The following is a 17,258-nucleotide window of genomic DNA, read 5'->3' on the forward strand; positions in this document are numbered from 1 at the left end:
GAATAAGTCCCGTCATCAATTCATCGACAGCGCAACATTCTGCGCAGCGTGCAGGGCAGCGGTATAGTTGTTCACCAGCAGATCCACCGAAGCGGCCGTGGCATCGAAGATCGGAGCCGGATAGACGCCGAAGAAGATCGTGAGCGCGATCAGCGGATAGAGGATCAGCTGTTCACGCGGCGACAGATCCAGAAGCTTCTTCAGGTTTTCCTTCTCCAGCGCGCCGAAAATGACGCGGCGGTAGAGCCAGAGCGCATAGGCGGCCGACAGGATCACGCCGGTCGCGGCGAAAAGCGCAACCCAGGTATTGGCGCGGAAAACGCCGATCAGGGTCAGGAATTCGCCGATGAAGCCGGAGGTGCCGGGCAGGCCGACATTGGCCATGGTGAAGACCATCATGGCGACGGCGTATTTCGGCATGTTGTTGACCAGGCCGCCATAGGCCGCGATCTCGCGGGTATGGGTACGGTCGTAGATCACGCCGACGCAGAGGAAGAGCGCGCCCGAGACGATGCCGTGCGACAGCATCTGGAAGATCGCGCCCTGGACGCCCTGCTGGTTGGCAGCGAAGATGCCCATGGTCACGTAGCCCATGTGGGCGACGGACGAATAGGCGATCAGTTTCTTGATGTCATCCTGCATCATCGCAACCAGCGAGGTGTAGATGATGGCGATGACCGAAAGCGCGAAGACGAGCGGCGCGAAATATTCCGAAGCGTTCGGGAACATGCCGAGCGAGAAACGGATGAGGCCGTAGCCGCCGAGCTTCAGAAGGATGCCCGCCAGGATGACCGAGCCGGCCGTCGGCGCCTGAACGTGCGCGTCGGGGAGCCATGTATGGACCGGCCACATCGGCATCTTCACCGCGAAAGAGGCGAAGAAGGCCAGCCAGAGCCATGTCTGCATCTGCGGCGGGAACTTGTACTGCAGCAGCGTCGGGATATCGGTCGTGCCGGACTGCCAGTACATCGCCATGATGGCGAGCAGCATCAGCACGGAGCCGAGCAGCGTGTAGAGGAAGAACTTGTAGCTGGCGTAGACGCGATCCTTGCCGCCCCAGACGCCGATGATCAGGAACATCGGAATGAGGCCGGCTTCGAAGAAGACGTAGAACAGCACGATATCCAGCGACGTGAACACGCCGACCATCATCGTCTCGAGGACGAGGAAGGCGATCATATAGTCCTTCAGCCGCTTTTCGACCGAGAGCCAGCTTGCCAGCACGCAGAAGGGCATCAGGAAGGTCGAGAGGATGACGAACAGCATGGAGATGCCGTCGACGCCCATGTGATAGCTGATGCCGCCGGTCAGCCACTCGTGCTTTTCGATCAGCTGGAAGCCCGGATTGGCATTGTCGAACCAGATCCAGACGAACAGCGACACGATGAAGGTGACGATGGTCGTCGCCAGCGAGATGTTCAGGATATTTCGGCGACCGTTGGCCCCGTTCTCCTGCGTGAACAGCAGGAGAAGGACACCGACCAGCGGCAGAAACGTGACCGTTGAAAGAATAGGCCAATCGGTCATCAGAGGGAACTCCCGAGCATCATCCAGGTAACGAGGGCGGCAATGCCGAGCAGCATCGCGAAGGCATAGTGATAGAGGTAGCCGGTCTGCAGGCGCACGACACGGTTGGTGACATCGACGACGCGCGCGGCGATGCCGTTCGGGCCGATGGTGTCGATGACCCCGATGTCGCCCTTCTTCCAGAGGAAGCGGCCAAGCGCCTTGGCGGAACGGACGAAGAGGAAGTCATAGAGCTCGTCGAAATACCACTTGTTCAAGAGGAACTCGTAAAGCACGCGCTGCTGCTGGGCGAGCCGGCGCGGCGTTTCCGGCGACTGGATGTAGAAATACCAGGCGGTGACGAGGCCGAGGAGCATGGCGATGAAGGGGCTGAGCTCAACCCACAAAGGCGCATGTTCCATCTCTTCGAGGATCTTGTTGTCCGGGAGCGTGAACAGCGCATGCTTCCAGAATTCCTCGTAGGCATGGCCGACGAAATCGGCGTTGAAATACATGCCGGCGAAGACGGCGCCGATCGCCAGCAGGTAGAGCGGGATCAGCATGACATTCGGCGATTCATGCACGTGATGCATGACCTCGTGCGAAGCGCGGGGCTTGCCGAAGAAGGTCATGAAGATCAGGCGCCAGGAATAGAAGCTAGTGAACATCGCGGCGATGACGAGCAGCGTGAAGGCGAAGCTTGCGGCTGCATTGTGCGAGGCGAAGGCCGCAAGGATGATCGCATCCTTCGAGATGAAGCCGGCAAAGCCGATATGCGTGAGCGGGATGCCGACGCCGGTGATGGCCAGCGTGCCGATAACCATCATCCAGAAGGTCTTCTGGATATGCGGGCGCAGGCCACCCATATGACGCATGTCCTGCTCGCCGTCGACGGCGTGGATGACCGAGCCGGCGCAGAGGAAGAGCAGAGCCTTGAAGAAGGCGTGGGTGAACAGATGGAAGATCGCGGCGCCGTAGGCGCCGACGCCGAGGGCGACGAACATGTAGCCGAGCTGCGAACAGGTCGAGTAGGCGATGACGCGCTTGATGTCGTTCTGCACGAGGCCGACGGTTGCGGCGAAGAAGGCCGTAATCGCGCCGATGATGGTGACGACGGTCAGCGCATCCTGCGACAGTTCGAAGATCGGCGACATGCGGGCGACGAGGAAGACGCCGGCGGTGACCATGGTTGCAGCATGGATGAGTGCGGAGACCGGCGTCGGCCCTTCCATGGCGTCCGGCAGCCAGGTGTGCAGCAGGAACTGCGCCGACTTGCCCATCGCGCCCATGAAGAGCAGCAGGCAGACGGCCGTCAGCGCATGGCCGCGATCGAGATGCATGCCCAAGAAATTGAGCACGATGTCGCCCGGCTGCCCGCCCTGCCCTGCGGCAAAGCTCTGTGCGTTGCCGAAGATGACATCGAAATTGATCGAGCCGAAGAGGACGAAGACGCCGGCAATGCCGAGCACGAAACCGAAGTCGCCGACGCGGTTGACGATGAAGGCCTTAATCGCCGCCGCGGAGGCGGACGGCTTCTTGAACCAGAAGCCGATCAGCAGATAGGAGGCCAGACCGACGCCTTCCCAGCCGAAGAACATCTGGGCGAGATTGTCGGAGGTCACCAGCATGAGCATGGCGAAGGTGAAGAGCGAGAGATAGGCGAAAAAGCGCGGACGATGCGGATCGTGATGCATGTATCCAATCGAATAGACGTGAACCAGGGTCGAAACCGAGTTCACGACGATCAGCATCACCGAGGTCAGCGTGTCGACGCGCAGCGACCAGGAGGCGTCGATGCCGCCGGACTGGATCCAGCGCAGCACCTCGACTTTGATAGCGCCGTCGGTATGGCCGAGGGCCACGGTGAAAAAGACGGCCCAGGAAAGAACCGCGGCGACGATCATCAGGCCGGTGGTAACATATTCCGAAGCCTTGGCGCCGATCGCGCGGCCGAAAAGGCCGGCGATGATCGCACCGATCAGGGGAAGAAAGACGATAGCCTTATATAAAAACATAGCTGTATCAGCCCTTCATCATGTTGACGTCTTCGACGGCGATGGAACCGCGGTTACGGTAGAAGACGACGAGAATTGCAAGACCGATGGCAGCCTCGGCGGCGGCGACGGTCAAAATGAACAGAGCGAAAACCTGGCCGACGATGTCGTTGAGGAACGACGAGAACGCGACCATGTTGATGTTGACCGCGAGCAATATGAGCTCGATGGACATCAGGATGATGATGACGTTCTTGCGGTTGAGAAAGATACCGAAAACGCCGAGCACGAAGAGGATGGCGCTGACCGTGAGGTAGTGGGAAAGTCCGATGACCATGTTCTTGTTCCTTTGATCCCCGTGCCTCGCCTCAGACGCCCTGCCCCGGCTTGACCTTGACCACCTCGACGGCGGTCGCGGGCGTGCGGGCGACCTGTTGGGAAATATTCTGGCGCTTGATATGCGTGCGATGCCTGAGCGTCAGCACGATCGCGCCGATCATCGCGACCAGCAGAACGAGGCCTGCGATCTCGAAGAAGTAAACGTAGTTGGTATAGAGCACGTCGCCGAGGGCGGCGGTGTTCGTCCGGGTCGCCGGCGCCGGAATCGGCATGGCGACGGATTTGGCGATAGTGGGCGAAATCACGCTGCCGCCGATGACGACGATCAGCTCGGCGGCGAGGATGATGCCGATCAGCGCTCCGATCGGGGCATATTCCAGAATGCCTGCCCTGAGCTCGGAGAAGTCGATGTCGAGCATCATGACGACGAAGAGGAAGAGAACCGCTACGGCGCCGACATAAACGACCAGCAGGATCATCGCCAGGAATTCAGCCCCCATCAGCAGGAAGAGGCCGGCCGCGTTGAAGAAAACCAGGATGAGGAACAGGACCGAATGGACCGGATTCCGCGCCGAGATGACCATGAACGCCGACGCCACAGCGACAAAGGCGAAGATATAGAAAAAAAGAGCCTGCAGACCCATGTTGGTGCCTTTTTCGTCTTCCCCCGGGCAGCCGGGAGTTTCCCTGCCCGATGGAGCTCGACCGGACGATAAGTCCGGCAAAGCCCCGGTCTAGTTTCAACCGCAACGGCGACAATCGTGGTCGCCTGTCACGGCATATTCAAAATTCCGCTCAGCGGTATGGCGAATCGATCGCGATGTTTCGCGCGATTTCGCGTTCCCAGCGGTCGCCATTGTCCAAAAGCCGCGCCTTGTCGAAGTAGAGTTCTTCGCGGGTCTCGGTGGCAAATTCGAAGTTCGGCCCTTCGACGATAGCGTCGACCGGGCATGCTTCCTGGCAGAAGCCGCAATAGATGCACTTCACCATGTCGATGTCATAACGCACCGTGCGGCGGGTACCGTCGTTGCGGCGCGGCCCGGCTTCGATGGTGATAGCCTGGGCAGGACAGATGGCCTCGCAGAGCTTGCAGGCGATGCAGCGCTCTTCGCCGTTGGGATACCGGCGCAGCGCATGTTCGCCGCGGAAGCGAGGGCTGACCGGCCCTTTTTCGAACGGATAATTGATCGTCGCCTTCTGCTTGAAAAAGTAACGCATCGACAAAAAGAATGCGCCGACGAATTCCTTGAGGAACAGCGAGCTGACGGCGTTGGACAAACCGGCCATCTTAACCTCCAAAACTGCCAGAAGCGGGGAAAGACATCATCACGCCCATCCCGTCAGCTTCAGCACGAATGCAACGATAACGACCATGGCGAGCGACAGCGGCAGGAAAACCTTCCAGCCAAGGCGCATGAGCTGGTCGTAGCGGTAGCGCGGCACGAAGGCCTTGACCATCGCGAACATGAAGAAAACCAAGCACGACTTCAGTAGGAACCAGATGATGCCCGGAACCCAGTTCAGGATCCAGATGTCGACCGGAGGCAACCAGCCGCCAAGGAAGAGGATCGTCGTCAGCGAGCACATCAGGACGACGGCCGCATATTCGCCGAGCATGAACATCATGTAGGGCGAAGAACCGTATTCGACCATGAAGCCGGCAACCAGCTCCGATTCCGCTTCAGGAAGGTCGAAGGGCGGACGGTTGGTTTCAGCCAACGCCGAGATGAAGAATACGATGAACATCGGGAACAGCGACAGCCAGTGCCAATCGAGGAACGAGGCCGGCAGGCCGAGCTTGGTGCCGAGGCCGGTCTGCTGCGAGAGCACGATATCCGTCAGGTTCAGCGAACCGACGCAGAGCAGCACCGTGACGATGACGAAGCCGATCGAGACTTCGTAGGACACCATCTGCGCTGCTGAGCGCAGCGCGCCGAGGAACGGATACTTCGAGTTCGAAGCCCAGCCGCCCATGATGATGCCGTAAACTTCCAGCGACGAGATCGCCAGAATGTAGAGGATGCCGACATTGATGTCGGCGATGACCCAGTGCTGCGCCACCGGCACGACGGCCCAGGTGGAGAGCGCCAGCACCACGGAAACCAGCGGCGCCAGCAGGAACACGGCCTTGTTGGCGCCGGCCGGGATGATCGGCTCCTTGAACATGAACTTGAGCAGGTCGGCGAAGGACTGGAACAGGCCGAAAGGGCCGACCACGTTCGGGCCACGGCGCAGCTGGACGGCTGCCCAGATCTTGCGGTCGGCAAGCAGGATGTAGGCGATGAAAATCAACAGGCAGACCAGGAGCAGCAGGGACTGGCCGATCATGATCAGCGCCGGCCAGAGATAGGTCGAAACGAATGAATCCATAGTTCTCTGCCCTTACTCTGCCGCAACGCGGAAATTGTTGCGGGCCAATGCCGAGCACTCGGCCATGACAGCCGATGCGCGCGTTATCGGGTTCGTCAAATAGAAGTCTTTGATCGGCGAAGCAAATGCCGATTTGCCCATTGCGCCGGCTTTTTTCGCAAGTGCGGCAATTTGGGCGCTATCAGCTTCGGCAATCTCGTCGATGCCGGCGAAATGCGGGAAGGCTGCATAGAGCTTCGCGCGCAATTCCCTCAGCGAATCAAAGGGAAGCTTCTTGCCGAGGACGTCGGAAAGAGCACGGATGATCGCCCAGTCCTCGCGGGCGTCGCCCGGTGCGAAACCGGCGCGATTGCCCATCTGAACGCGACCTTCTGTGTTGACCCAGGTGCCCGACTTTTCGGTGTAGGCGGCTGCCGGAAGGATGACGTCGGCGCTCTGTGCACCGTTGTCACCGTGCGAGCCGATATAGACCGTCAATTTCGCGCCCTTGCGGCTGAAATCCAGCTCATCGGCGCCCAGCAGGAAGAGGACGTCCATCGACGACAGCATCGCCGCAGCGTTGACGCCCTTTGCGCCCGGCACGAAGCCGAGATCGAGGCCGCCGACGCGCGAAGCCGCCGTATGCAGGACGGCAAAGCCGTTCCAGTCTTCCTTGACGACCCCGACGGCAGCGGCGAGCTTGGCGGCATTCGCCAGCACTTCGGCACCGTCTTCGCGGATCAGCGCTCCCTGGCCGATGATGATCATCGGCTTCTGGGCATTTTTCAGAACGTCCGCAAAGCTATGCGAGCCGCTGACGATATCGGCGAGCGTATCCGGGCCGGCGCCGAGATAATCATAGGAGTAGCGAAGGTCGGCAGCTTCGCCGATCACGCCGATCGGGAACTTGCCGCGGCGCCAGCGCTTGCGGATGCGCGAATTCATGACAGCCGCCTCGAAGCGCGGATTGGCGCCGACGATCAGCAGCGCATCGGCAGCTTCAATACCCTGGATGCTCGGGTTGAAGATGTAGCCTGCGCGGCCGAGCGACGGATCAAGCGCCGTCCCGTCCTGGCGACAGTCGAGATTTTCCGATCCGAGCGATTTCAGCAGTTCGCCGAGAGCATACATTTCCTCGACCGAAGCAAGATCGCCGGCGATGGCGCCGATCTTGTCGCCGCTGGTCGCCGAAACGGCCGACTTGATAGCGGCGAAAGCATCGCTCCAGGTTGCCGGCTGCAGGCGACCGTCCTTGCGGACATAGGGCTTATCGAGGCGCTGCGTCTTCAGGCCGTCCCAGATGAAGCGGGTCTTGTCGGAGATCCACTCTTCGTTGATCTGCTCGTTGACGCGCGGCAGCACGCGCATGACTTCGCGGCCGCGTGTGTCGACGCGGATCGCCGAGCCGAGGGCGTCCATGACGTCGATCGATTCGGTCTTGTTCAGTTCCCACGGACGAGCCGTGAAGGCGAAGGGCTTCGAGGTCAGCGCGCCGACCGGGCAAAGGTCGACAACGTTGCCCTGCAGCTCGGAGGTCATCGCCTGCTCGAGATAGGTCGTGATTTCGGCGTCTTCGCCACGGCCGATGAGGCCGAGTTCGGAGATACCGGCAACTTCCGTCGTGAAGCGGACGCAGCGCGTGCAGTGGATGCAGCGGTTCATCACCGTCTTGACGAGCGGGCCGATATATTTGTCCTCGACGGCGCGCTTGTCTTCCTGATAGCGCGAACTATCGATGCCGAAGGCCATGGCCTGGTCCTGTAGGTCGCATTCGCCACCCTGGTCGCAGATCGGGCAATCCAGCGGGTGGTTGATCAGCAGGAATTCCATCACGCCTTCGCGGGCCTTCTTGACCATCGGCGTGTTGGTGAAGACTTCCGGAAGCTCGCCGTTCGGGCCGCCGCGGATATCGCGAACGCCCATGGCGCAGGAAGCCTGCGGCTTCGGCGGACCGCCCTTTACCTCAACGAGGCACATGCGGCAATTGCCGGCCACCGACAGTCGTTCATGGAAGCAGAAGCGCGGGACTTCGGCGCCGGCTTCCTCGCACGCCTGGATAAGCGTGAAGTGATCCGGAACTTCGATCTCTTTACCGTCAATCTTCAGTTTTACCATCGTCCACTCAGTCCTATATCACGTCCTCAGCCCAACCTGGCCGCAGACAATTTCATGATCGCAAACCGGACTGCCAACGGCGCGGCATGAAACCGCGTGGCACCGGTTTGCTCACAATAAGCTTTGCCAAGCCTTGTCCCCACAAGACCAGCTTTGCGACCAAGCCACACGGATCATGCCCGCAGTGTCTCCGTCGCCGTCATTCACCCTCCCCGGCCGCCGATGCAGCCGAGGAATGATCTCAACCTCTGCCCTTCGGCAGCAGCGCCTTCGCCTGGCCGACCCAATCGTCGCGCCGGATGCGGCCGTCGAAGCCGAGCTCCACATCGACCCGCTCGATATCGGCATCGCTCCAGGCGGCGATATCGGCGAAGCGCTTGATGCCGCGTCCGTTCAGCACCTGCTCCAGCTTTGGGCCGATGCCGGAAATACGCTTGAGGTCGTCGACCTTCGCGGTGACCTTGCGGCTACGGGCAGGTACCGGCTGTACGGCAACCGGCGTGGGAATCTCGACTTTAGCCTTGCTCTTGGCAGGCGTCGTCACGATCGATGCAGCAGCAACCGGCTTCGGTTCTACCTTCTTTGCGACCGCGGGCTTTGGCTTGGCAGTCACAGGCTTCGACACGACCGGCGGCTTCGAAACAACCGGCTTGGCAGCGGGCGATGCCTTGACCGGCTTCGCCTCCTCTGCCCCTTCTTTTCTTGCTGCCGGCTTGGCGGCGGCAACGACATCATCCTCTTCGCCCGGCTCGGCGGCACGCTTGCTTGCCGCTTCGACCGCACCCTGCAGCGCGCCGAAGAATGCGCCGGCGATCTGCGATGTCACGCCGAAACCTATGGCCGCCGCGGCGGCAAACGCCGCCGCCGGATGCGCCATCAGCGGATGGATCGGCATGGCTGGCGAATTCCGCAGCATATCGGCGGCGACGCGGCCGAAATCCGCCGACGTGTGATCGGTCGCTCCGCTGCCCTGCCTGATATCCTTGGTCTTCGCCATCATCGGACCTTACTCGGCTGCTTCCAGCACCGCGCCGTGGCTCGTCGCATTGGCGGTGTACTGGTCGATGCGCTTTTCGATCTCCGGACGGAAATTGCGGATCAGGCCCTGCACCGGCCATGCGGCTGCGTCACCGAGCGCACAGATAGTATGGCCTTCGATCTGCTTCGTCACCTGGAACAGCATGTCGATCTCGCGCTTTTGAGCATTGCCGCGAGCCATACGCTCAAGAACGCGCCACATCCAGCCCGTGCCTTCGCGGCACGGCGTGCACTGGCCGCAGCTTTCATGCTTGAAGAAGGCCGAGATGCGGGCGATCGCCTTGATGATATCGGTCGACTTGTCCATGACGATCGCAGCCGCCGTACCAAAGGACGACTTGACTTCGCGCAGGCCGTCGAAATCCATTGGGCAGTCGATGATGTCGGCGGCCGGAACGACCGGGCACGATGCGCCGCCCGGGATGACGGCAAGCAGATTGTCCCAGCCGCCGCGAATACCGCCGCCATGCTTTTCGACCAGCTCGCGGAAGGTGATGCCCATCGTCTCCTCGACCGTGCAAGGACGGTTGACGTGACCGGAGAGCATGAACAGCTTCGTGCCGACATTGTTCGGACGGCCGAAGGAGGAGAACCAGCCGGCGCCGCGGCGCAGGATCGTCGGGGCAACGGCGATGGATTCGACGTTGTTGACGGTCGTCGGGCAGCCGTAGAGACCCATATTGGCCGGGAACGGCGGCTTCAGGCGCGGCTGGCCCTTCTTGCCTTCCAGGCTTTCGAGAAGTGCGGTTTCCTCGCCGCAGATGTAAGCACCAGCGCCGTGATGAACGTAAACATCAAAGTCCCAGCCGAGCTTATTGTTTTTACCGAGCAATCCAGCATCGTAGCATTCGTCGATTGCCGCCTGCAGGGCTTCGCGTTCGCGCATGTATTCGCCGCGAACGTAGATATAGGCGGCGTTTGCACCCATGGCGAAACCGGCAATGACGCAGCCTTCGATCAGCGTATGCGGATCGTGGCGCATGATGTCGCGGTCCTTGCAGGTGCCCGGCTCGGACTCGTCAGCGTTGACGACGAGATAGTGCGGACGGCCGTCGCTTTCCTTCGGCATGAAGGACCACTTCAGGCCCGTCGGGAAGCCTGCGCCGCCACGACCACGAAGGCCGGAAGCCTTCATCTCGTTGATGATCCAGTCACGACCCTTTTCGAGGATTTGCTTCGTGCCGTCCCAATGGCCGCGCGACATCGCGCCCTTCAGGGATTTGTCCTTGAGGCCGTAGATATTGGTAAAGATGCGATCCTGATCCTGTAACATGCTTCACCTCTTACCGCGGCTTCTTGCCGAAGACCTTGATATATTCCGCTTCGCCACCCTTAGCGAGTGCCTCCGCCTGCTTGATCCAGTCGTCACGTTCGATGCGGCCCCTGAAATTCAAGTAGCCATCGACCCATTCGCGCTCGGCCTTCTTCCAGCTCGCGACCTGCGCGAAGGTGAAGATGCCGATTTCATGCAGGATCGACTCGATCTTCGGACCGACGCCGGAAATCAACTGCAGATCATCCGGCTGCGCGGGCTTTTCGACCGCGGCGGGACGATCCTTGTCCGTCAGCGACGGCTTCTGAGCGCTGCCGGCCTTTTCCGATACCGCCGCAGATGCTGCGGTTCCCGAAAGCGGCTGCGTTTCAGCGGCCTTGGCATTCTTGGCTGCTTCCTTCGGCGCCGTTGCCGGCGTCTTCAGGCTCTGATTGGTTTCGGCATCCGTGCTCTTGGCGCGTCCGGCTTCGGACGGTGGGATCGAAACGGCCTCGGCAGCCGCCTTGGCCTTGCCTGCAGCGCTCTTTGCCTTCCCCTCATCCGACAGCAAACTCGTCAGACCACCTTCCGGAGCGGAGAAAACGCGATCGATCTGCGGGCCGGTCGGAACTTCGCTGCCCTTGCCTGCGGCGAATGCATCGATGATCTCTTCGAGACGTGCCGGCGTCAGATCCTCATAGGTATCCTTGCCGATCACCACCATCGGTGCATTGACGCAGGCGCCCTGACATTCGACCTCTTCCCAAGAAAGCGTGCCATCGGCATTGCGCTCGAAGGCGTGGTCATGGATCCGGCTCTTGCAGACCTTGATCAGCCCTTCTGCGCCGCGCAGCATGCAAGGCGTGGTTCCGCAAACCTGGACGTGGGCACGCGTGCCGACCGGATGCAGCTGGAACTGCGTGTAGAAGGTCGCGACCTCAAGCGCGCGAATATAGGCCATGTCGAGCATGTCCGCTATCGTTTCGATCGCGGCCTTGGTGACCCAACCTTCCTGCTCCTGCGCACGCATCATCAGCGGGATGATCGCGGACTGCTGGCGACCATCGGGATATTTCTTGATCGTCTTATCAGCCCAGACCGTATTCTCCTTGTTGAAGGCGAATGCGGCAGGCTGGAATTGATCTTCGGCAAGTCGACGAACGGACATCTTTCACGCCTTATCTCAGTTTAAGGACCCACACCGCGTATTCGTCAGGGACGAAAATTCGCAGGCATAAGCCGACTGGTCTTTCTGCATAAACACAACAAACTTGCCGCCGTTCGGCACAGCGGCCTTGATTTGGTAACCGCGGGAAAGGAGGTCGGCGATCGTGGAAGCCCCGCTCGCCTGTACCTCGTTTCCGCCTTTCGCAGACTTCCCGCCGATCGCGGTCGAACCCTGCATGTTGATGTTCGGCAGGGCCAGTGTATTGCCCGTCTGCTGCGCGGAAGCGCCACCGACAAACAGGATCACAGGAATAGCAACCTGCCAGGCTCGCATCAGCGATCCACCTCACCGAACACGATGTCGAGCGAACCAAGCACCGCCGCGACGTCGGCGAGCTGATGGCCGCGGCACATGAAATCCATGGCCTGCAGATGCGCATAGCCCGGCGCACGGATCTTGCAGCGATAAGGCTTGTTGGAGCCATCGGAGACGAGATAGACGCCGAATTCGCCCTTCGGCGCTTCGACGGCTGCGTAAACCTCGCCGGCCGGCACGTGATAACCTTCGGTGTAGAGCTTGAAGTGGTGGATCAGCGCTTCCATCGAGCGCTTCATCTCGCCACGCTTCGGCGGCACGACCTTGCCGTCGAGCGAGGAGACCGGCCCGACCTTGGCATCCCCCAGCAGGCGATTGACGCACTGCTTCATGATGCGGACGGATTCGCGCATTTCGATCATGCGGATGAGGTAACGGTCGTAGCAATCGCCGTTCTTGCCGATCGGAATGTCGAATTCGAGATCGGAATAGCATTCATAGGGCTGCGCCTTGCGCAGGTCCCAGGCGGCGCCGGAGCCGCGGACCATCACGCCCGAGAAGCCCCAGGCCCAACAGTCTTCCAGCGAAACCACGCCGATATCGACGTTACGCTGCTTGAAGATACGGTTGCCGGTCAGAAGATCGTCGATATCGTCGAGCGCCTTCAGGAAGGGATTGCACCAGTCGCCGATATCCTGAACGAGCTTTTCCGGCAGATCCTGGTGAACGCCGCCGGGACGGACATAGGCTGCGTGCATGCGCGAGCCGGAGGCGCGCTCGTAGAACACCATCAGCTTTTCACGCTCTTCGAAGCCCCAGAGCGGCGGCGTCAGCGCGCCAACGTCCATGGCCTGCGTCGTCACGTTCAGCAGATGCGAAAGGATACGGCCGATTTCCGAGTAGAGGACGCGGATCAGCTGGCCGCGGATCGGGATATCGATGCCGAGCAGCTTTTCGACCGCCAGCGCGTAGGCATGTTCCTGGTTCATCGGCGCCACGTAGTCGAGGCGGTCGAAATAAGGAACGGCCTGAAGGTAGGTCTTCGATTCGATCAGCTTTTCCGTGCCGCGATGTAGCAGGCCGATATGGGGATCGACGCGTTCCACAATTTCGCCGTCCAATTCGAGGACAAGACGCAAAACGCCGTGCGCAGCCGGATGCTGCGGACCAAAATTGATGTTGAAGTTGCGAACGTTATGTTCTGTCATGGCGGCGATGCTCGCGTTGTCAGATATTCAGAGAATGGCAGGCTGGAGCCCACCACACGCCCTCAAATTATGCCTTCGCCTTTTCGTCGCCCGGCAGCACGTAATCCGTGCCTTCCCAGGGAGACAGAAAGTCGAAGTTACGGAATTCCTGCTTCAGCTCCACAGGCTCATAGACGACGCGCTTGGCAGCATCGTCGTAGCGAACCTCGACGAAACCGGTCGTCGGGAAATCCTTGCGCAGCGGGTGACCCTCGAAACCATAATCGGTCAGGATACGGCGCAGATCCGGGTGTCCCGTGAAAAGAACGCCGTACATGTCCCAGGTTTCGCGCTCGAACCAATCGGCGCCGGGATAAAGGCCACAAGCGGAGGGAATAGGCTGATCCTCGCCGACAGGAACCTTGACGCGGATGCGCAGGTTCTTCTTCGGCGACAGAAGATGGTAGACGACATCGAAGCGCTCGGCGCGCTGCGGCCAGTCGACGCCACAGATATCCGTTATGTTGACGAAGCCGCACTTGGCGTCGTCACGCAGGAAGGTCAGCAGGGCGATAACGTTTTCGGCCGTCGTCGTCACATTCAGTTCACCGTACTTGATCTCGCTCGAGGAGATCAGGGCGCTGCGAACTTCCGTGAGATAAGCGGCGAGCTCGTTCAGGGCTTCACTCATGATACCTTGTCCCCTGCCTTACCGTTCGATCGTGCCGGTGCGCCGGATCTTCTTCTGCAGCAGAAGCACGCCGTAAAGCAGCGCCTCCGCCGTGGGAGGACAGCCCGGAATATAGATGTCGATCGGCACCACACGGTCGCAGCCGCGCACGACGGAATAGGAATAGTGATAATAGCCGCCGCCGTTGGCGCAGGAGCCCATCGAGATGACATAACGCGGCTCGGGCATCTGGTCGTAGACCTTGCGCAGAGCAGGCGCCATCTTGTTGGTGAGGGTGCCGGCGACGATCATGACATCCGACTGGCGCGGCGAGGCACGCGGCGCAAAGCCGAAGCGCTCGACGTCGTAACGCGGCATGGAAACCTGCATCATTTCAACGGCGCAGCAGGCGAGACCGAAGGTCATCCACATCAGGGAGCCGGTGCGGGCCCAGTTGATCAGCTCATCGGTGGAGGTGACCAGAAAACCCTTGTCGGCGAGTTCGTTGTTGATCTCGCCGAAGAACGGATCGTTGCTGCCGATCGGCTTGCCGGTCGCGGGATCGACGATCCCCTTCGGCTGCGGCGCCACGAGCGTCGTGTTGCTTGGGGCTACTCCCATTCCAGGGCTCCCTTCTTCCATTCATAAATAAAGCCAATGGTCAGCACCAGCAGGAACACCATCATCGACCAGAATCCGAACCAGCCGATCGCGCCGAAGGAGACGGCCCACGGGAAGAGGAAGGCGACTTCCAGATCGAAGATGATGAAGAGAATCGATACCAGGTAGAAGCGGATATCGAACTTCATGCGGGCGTCATCGAATGCATTGAAGCCGCATTCATAGGCCGACAGCTTTTCCGAGTCAGGCGCCTTGAAGGCTACGGCAAATGGCGTGATCAACAGCGCCAGGCCAATCACCAAGGCAATACCAATGAAAATCGCTATCGGAATATAGGAACTGAGCAGTCCAGTCATCATGTCCATCCCTGCTTGCGATCAGCGCCGGGGCGGCGCATTTGAGCAAATGCCCAGCAAGCGAAAGAGCGTTGCAACAAAGCCGTGGTTAGCGCAGGCGGAGCGCGCGCGCAAGCCTTTTGAATCTGTCGTTCGAGGTACTGTCGAGCGGTAGATATCAATGTGTTGCGACGGCAACGCGACAAATCAGCGCAAACGCGAAAGGGCTCGTTCGCAATCGCAATAAATTGACGTTTGATTGTAAGGGCTTGGAGAAATGGCGCGAGTGACGGGGCTCGAACCCGCGACCTCCGGCGTGACAGGCCGGCACTCTAACCGACTGAGCTACACCCGCGCATTGCTTGGCCTTTCGGCCGAGCGCAAGATCCGGAACTTGCCTTGAAAATGGCGCGAGTGACGGGGCTCGAACCCGCGACCTCCGGCGTGACAGGCCGGCACTCTAACCGACTGAGCTACACCCGCATTTCATTTCAAGCATTCCGGATGCTTTCGCACCCATCAAAGCGGCCCTCGCCGTTCGATGAGCGGCTAACTACGGGGTTCGTGTTTGGGTGTCAAGCAGGTTTGAATACAAATCGATGACAGAGTGCGAATTGTTATGGACAAGCCTGTCCGCAATTTTCCGTTCCGTCGATTTGGCATGGCAGGTTCCCGCCTCACGCATTTCATCGGCCTCTGATATGTACCGCGCCAATCGGCGCGTCTTGGCATTTGCGCATGTGGACGGCGTATGCCCCGGGATGCGCAAAATCCAAAAAAATCAAAAAATCTTCACAAACACTCTTGCGGTTTTTCCCTGTTCCGCATAGATCACGGCCACCGAATGCGGCGGGCCAATGACTCGCTTGGCTGAAGGGCGATTAGCTCAGTTGGTAGAGCGCCTCGTTTACACCGAGGATGTCGGGAGTTCGAGTCTCTCATCGCCCACCATTCTTTCCAGACTTAAAATGGTAGATTCTTAGGTAAGAGCGATGTTTTTCGTTCTCGACCGTCGGTTTTACGCGTCCGATACGCGCCCGTTCAATAATTGCCGAAAATAATGACCGCCAGGAGCACCACGGAAACAAGCACGAGGGCCGCGATGATCATCAGCAGCTCCTTCAGCATGAACCTTTCCATCTTGCTGTCATCCATGATGTTTGCTCCCGGCAAACCGTTATTCGCTTTCCTGGCATCGAATCGCTGCGCCAAGTTCAGCTATAGTCCACATGTAAGTCGCCATATTGTCAATTTCAGAGACCCTTCAAGCGACCGATTCCATTTTTCGCCGTGTTCACGGCACGTCAATCTTGGATGGCCGCCGTCGCGGGAGGTCAACATAGCCATCAGGCAGATTGACGGTTCGCGACAATAACCTCTCGGCAATCTCGGCGGCGGCGGCGCGCGCGCCCTCCCCGGAGCAGAAATTGCCGCGTACCTGTATGGCGGCAGCAAGCAACTTGAAGAATGCTTCGCGCAGCTCGGGCGATGGCGGCCTCGGCTCATGCCAGAATCGATCCAAGGTCCCCTGGTCGCTCAGGCCCACAATATCGTAGACCGCCGCCCCGAGCACTTTGACCGGCCTGCCGGCCCGCAGTGCCGCAAGTGCTGCCGTGGAATTGACCGTTACCATTCCCTGACTGGCGGCCATCAGCCGGTCGAGATCGCCGCCATCCGTGAAATGGACACGAGAGGACAATCCGCAGGAAGCGCCGATACCGTCAACATAGGCCCTCCAGTCCACGAGCCCGTTGTCGAGTGGATGGAGTTTCAGGACGATATGCGTTTCCGGCGCGGCATTTTCCGCGAAGGATCGGAGAATCAGCCTGATCGCATCTTGCTGCTGATGAAAGGGCGAGTGCGCCCGCAGCTGGAAACAGCATGCCGGCGTGGTGGTCGGTTTCGGCGGGCTAGCCGGCCATTGGTATATGAACAAGCCGAAGGAGTTCGGCGGGCCGATGAACCGGTTGCATGTCCGCAATGGCATGACCTGCGTGACCGGGGCAGTGATGCTGATTTCGGGCGATTGCCGGCGATCGATCGGCCTCTTCGACGAGGAGAATTTCGCGGTCGCCTATAATGACGTGGATTACTGCTTGCGGGCGCACAAGGCCGGCTATCGCATCGTCTGGACGCCGTTTGCCTGCCTCTATCACCATGAATCGCTTTCGCGCGGCTCGGACAAATCCGGCGAACGAAAGAAACGATTCGAGCAGGAAAAGCAGAATCTGCGCCGGCTGCACGCCACGCAGGATTTCATCGATCGCGCGCTCAACCCGGCTTACAGCCGCGACAAATCGGACCCGAAGATCGTGATACCGACGCGACTGCATATCCCATCGATGTCGTAACGCGATCCGCGGGCTATA

General features: G+C 60.1%; 17 protein-coding genes and 3 tRNA genes. 2 read left to right on the plus strand and 18 right to left on the minus strand.

Features of this window, described 5'->3' with window-relative positions; genetic code table 11:
* Positions 1–15: 15 nt before the first annotated feature.
* The 17 genes from HGP12_RS30585 to HGP12_RS30665 all read right to left on the minus strand — a co-directional run bounded on the left by HGP12_RS30585 (position 16) and on the right by HGP12_RS30665 (position 15,372).
* On the minus strand, positions 16–1,527 hold the full coding sequence (locus HGP12_RS30585) for an NADH-quinone oxidoreductase subunit M (protein WP_168843706.1): 1,512 nt from the start codon (positions 1,525–1,527) through the stop codon (positions 16–18).
* The gene (gene nuoL / locus HGP12_RS30590; protein ID WP_168843707.1) at positions 1,527–3,521 is read right to left on the minus strand and encodes an NADH-quinone oxidoreductase subunit L; all 1,995 of its coding nucleotides are present in this window, start codon (positions 3,519–3,521) and stop codon (positions 1,527–1,529) included. Before nuoL ends, HGP12_RS30585 begins: the two co-directional genes overlap by 1 nt.
* Before the next feature lie 7 nt (positions 3,522–3,528).
* Positions 3,529–3,837: an NADH-quinone oxidoreductase subunit NuoK gene (nuoK, locus tag HGP12_RS30595; protein ID WP_120703848.1), complete on the minus strand. Its 309-nt coding sequence runs from the start codon at positions 3,835–3,837 to the stop codon at positions 3,529–3,531.
* Positions 3,838–3,868: 31 nt separating this feature from the next.
* Complete coding sequence (locus HGP12_RS30600) at positions 3,869–4,483, minus strand: NADH-quinone oxidoreductase subunit J (protein WP_168843708.1); 615 nt, start codon at positions 4,481–4,483, stop codon at positions 3,869–3,871.
* A gap of 151 nt (positions 4,484–4,634) precedes the next feature.
* On the minus strand, positions 4,635–5,126 hold the full coding sequence (gene nuoI, locus HGP12_RS30605; protein ID WP_112803099.1) for an NADH-quinone oxidoreductase subunit NuoI: 492 nt from the start codon (positions 5,124–5,126) through the stop codon (positions 4,635–4,637).
* Between the two features lie 39 nt (positions 5,127–5,165).
* Positions 5,166–6,209 (minus strand): NADH-quinone oxidoreductase subunit NuoH, encoded by a 1,044-nt coding sequence (nuoH, locus tag HGP12_RS30610; RefSeq protein ID WP_168843709.1) that lies wholly within the window; start codon positions 6,207–6,209, stop codon positions 5,166–5,168.
* 12 nt (positions 6,210–6,221) lie between these two features.
* Positions 6,222–8,303 (minus strand): NADH-quinone oxidoreductase subunit NuoG, encoded by a 2,082-nt coding sequence (gene nuoG / locus HGP12_RS30615; RefSeq protein WP_168843710.1) that lies wholly within the window; start codon positions 8,301–8,303, stop codon positions 6,222–6,224.
* 241 nt (positions 8,304–8,544) lie between these two features.
* Positions 8,545–9,303 carry a 5' DNA nuclease gene (locus HGP12_RS30620; RefSeq protein WP_409526873.1) on the minus strand — a complete coding sequence of 253 codons (759 nt, stop codon included), beginning with the start codon at positions 9,301–9,303 and terminating at the stop codon, positions 8,545–8,547.
* Positions 9,304–9,309: 6 nt separating this feature from the next.
* Positions 9,310–10,614 (minus strand): NADH-quinone oxidoreductase subunit NuoF, encoded by a 1,305-nt coding sequence (nuoF, locus tag HGP12_RS30625; protein ID WP_149636600.1) that lies wholly within the window; start codon positions 10,612–10,614, stop codon positions 9,310–9,312.
* Between the two features lie 10 nt (positions 10,615–10,624).
* Positions 10,625–11,761 carry an NADH-quinone oxidoreductase subunit E gene (locus tag HGP12_RS30630; protein ID WP_168843711.1) on the minus strand — a complete coding sequence of 379 codons (1,137 nt, stop codon included), beginning with the start codon at positions 11,759–11,761 and terminating at the stop codon, positions 10,625–10,627.
* 15 nt (positions 11,762–11,776) lie between these two features.
* On the minus strand, positions 11,777–12,094 hold the full coding sequence (locus HGP12_RS30635; protein WP_168843712.1) for a hypothetical protein: 318 nt from the start codon (positions 12,092–12,094) through the stop codon (positions 11,777–11,779).
* The gene (locus HGP12_RS30640; protein WP_168843713.1) at positions 12,094–13,284 is read right to left on the minus strand and encodes an NADH-quinone oxidoreductase subunit D; all 1,191 of its coding nucleotides are present in this window, start codon (positions 13,282–13,284) and stop codon (positions 12,094–12,096) included. The genes HGP12_RS30635 and HGP12_RS30640 overlap by 1 nt, the downstream gene beginning before the upstream one ends.
* Before the next feature lie 67 nt (positions 13,285–13,351).
* Positions 13,352–13,954 (minus strand): NADH-quinone oxidoreductase subunit C, encoded by a 603-nt coding sequence (locus HGP12_RS30645; protein WP_168843714.1) that lies wholly within the window; start codon positions 13,952–13,954, stop codon positions 13,352–13,354.
* Between the two features lie 18 nt (positions 13,955–13,972).
* A complete protein-coding gene (locus HGP12_RS30650) occupies positions 13,973–14,554 on the minus strand; it encodes a NuoB/complex I 20 kDa subunit family protein (RefSeq protein ID WP_168843715.1) in 582 nt (193 codons plus the stop codon).
* The gene (locus tag HGP12_RS30655) at positions 14,545–14,910 is read right to left on the minus strand and encodes an NADH-quinone oxidoreductase subunit A (protein WP_112344271.1); all 366 of its coding nucleotides are present in this window, start codon (positions 14,908–14,910) and stop codon (positions 14,545–14,547) included. Before HGP12_RS30655 ends, HGP12_RS30650 begins: the two co-directional genes overlap by 10 nt.
* A gap of 257 nt (positions 14,911–15,167) precedes the next feature.
* A tRNA-Asp gene (locus HGP12_RS30660) sits at positions 15,168–15,244 on the minus strand.
* A gap of 51 nt (positions 15,245–15,295) precedes the next feature.
* Positions 15,296–15,372 (minus strand) — tRNA-Asp (locus HGP12_RS30665).
* Between the two features lie 392 nt (positions 15,373–15,764).
* On the opposite strand from HGP12_RS30665, the gene HGP12_RS30670 reads away from it, so the two are divergent.
* A tRNA-Val gene (locus HGP12_RS30670) sits at positions 15,765–15,840 on the plus strand.
* A 343-nt stretch (positions 15,841–16,183) separates the two neighbouring features.
* Here HGP12_RS30670 and HGP12_RS30675 read toward each other — a convergent pair.
* A complete protein-coding gene (locus HGP12_RS30675) occupies positions 16,184–16,825 on the minus strand; it encodes a hypothetical protein (protein WP_246703602.1) in 642 nt (213 codons plus the stop codon).
* Between HGP12_RS30675 and HGP12_RS30680 the strand changes: the two genes are divergently transcribed.
* Entirely contained in the window at positions 16,818–17,240 is a 423-nt protein-coding gene (locus HGP12_RS30680; protein WP_246703603.1) for a glycosyltransferase family 2 protein, read from the plus strand. The genes HGP12_RS30675 and HGP12_RS30680 overlap by 8 nt on opposite strands.
* The last annotated feature ends 18 nt before the right edge of the window (positions 17,241–17,258 follow it).

Source organism: Rhizobium sp. P28RR-XV (genome assembly GCF_012641385.1).
Classification (GTDB): Bacteria; Pseudomonadota; Alphaproteobacteria; order Rhizobiales; family Rhizobiaceae; genus Rhizobium.

Excerpts from the sequence above, each read along its gene's own strand:
- HGP12_RS30585 (WP_168843706.1), bottom strand. The coding sequence starts at position 1,527 with ATGACCGATTGGCCTATTCTTTCAACGGTCACGTTTCTGCCGCTGGTC.
- nuoL (WP_168843707.1), bottom strand. The coding sequence starts at position 3,521 with ATGTTTTTATATAAGGCTATCGTCTTTCTTCCCCTGATCGGTGCGATC.
- nuoK (WP_120703848.1), bottom strand. The coding sequence starts at position 3,837 with ATGGTCATCGGACTTTCCCACTACCTCACGGTCAGCGCCATCCTCTTC.
- HGP12_RS30600 (WP_168843708.1), bottom strand. The coding sequence starts at position 4,483 with ATGGGTCTGCAGGCTCTTTTTTTCTATATCTTCGCCTTTGTCGCTGTG.
- nuoI (WP_112803099.1), bottom strand. The coding sequence starts at position 5,126 with ATGGCCGGTTTGTCCAACGCCGTCAGCTCGCTGTTCCTCAAGGAATTC.
- nuoH (WP_168843709.1), bottom strand. The coding sequence starts at position 6,209 with ATGGATTCATTCGTTTCGACCTATCTCTGGCCGGCGCTGATCATGATC.
- nuoG (WP_168843710.1), bottom strand. The coding sequence starts at position 8,303 with ATGGTAAAACTGAAGATTGACGGTAAAGAGATCGAAGTTCCGGATCAC.
- HGP12_RS30620 (WP_409526873.1), bottom strand. The coding sequence starts at position 9,303 with ATGATGGCGAAGACCAAGGATATCAGGCAGGGCAGCGGAGCGACCGAT.
- nuoF (WP_149636600.1), bottom strand. The coding sequence starts at position 10,614 with ATGTTACAGGATCAGGATCGCATCTTTACCAATATCTACGGCCTCAAG.
- HGP12_RS30630 (WP_168843711.1), bottom strand. The coding sequence starts at position 11,761 with ATGTCCGTTCGTCGACTTGCCGAAGATCAATTCCAGCCTGCCGCATTC.
- HGP12_RS30635 (WP_168843712.1), bottom strand. The coding sequence starts at position 12,094 with ATGCGAGCCTGGCAGGTTGCTATTCCTGTGATCCTGTTTGTCGGTGGC.
- HGP12_RS30640 (WP_168843713.1), bottom strand. The coding sequence starts at position 13,284 with ATGACAGAACATAACGTTCGCAACTTCAACATCAATTTTGGTCCGCAG.
- HGP12_RS30645 (WP_168843714.1), bottom strand. The coding sequence starts at position 13,954 with ATGAGTGAAGCCCTGAACGAGCTCGCCGCTTATCTCACGGAAGTTCGC.
- HGP12_RS30650 (WP_168843715.1), bottom strand. The coding sequence starts at position 14,554 with ATGGGAGTAGCCCCAAGCAACACGACGCTCGTGGCGCCGCAGCCGAAG.
- HGP12_RS30655 (WP_112344271.1), bottom strand. The coding sequence starts at position 14,910 with ATGACTGGACTGCTCAGTTCCTATATTCCGATAGCGATTTTCATTGGT.
- HGP12_RS30680 (WP_246703603.1), top strand. The coding sequence starts at position 16,818 with ATGAACAAGCCGAAGGAGTTCGGCGGGCCGATGAACCGGTTGCATGTC.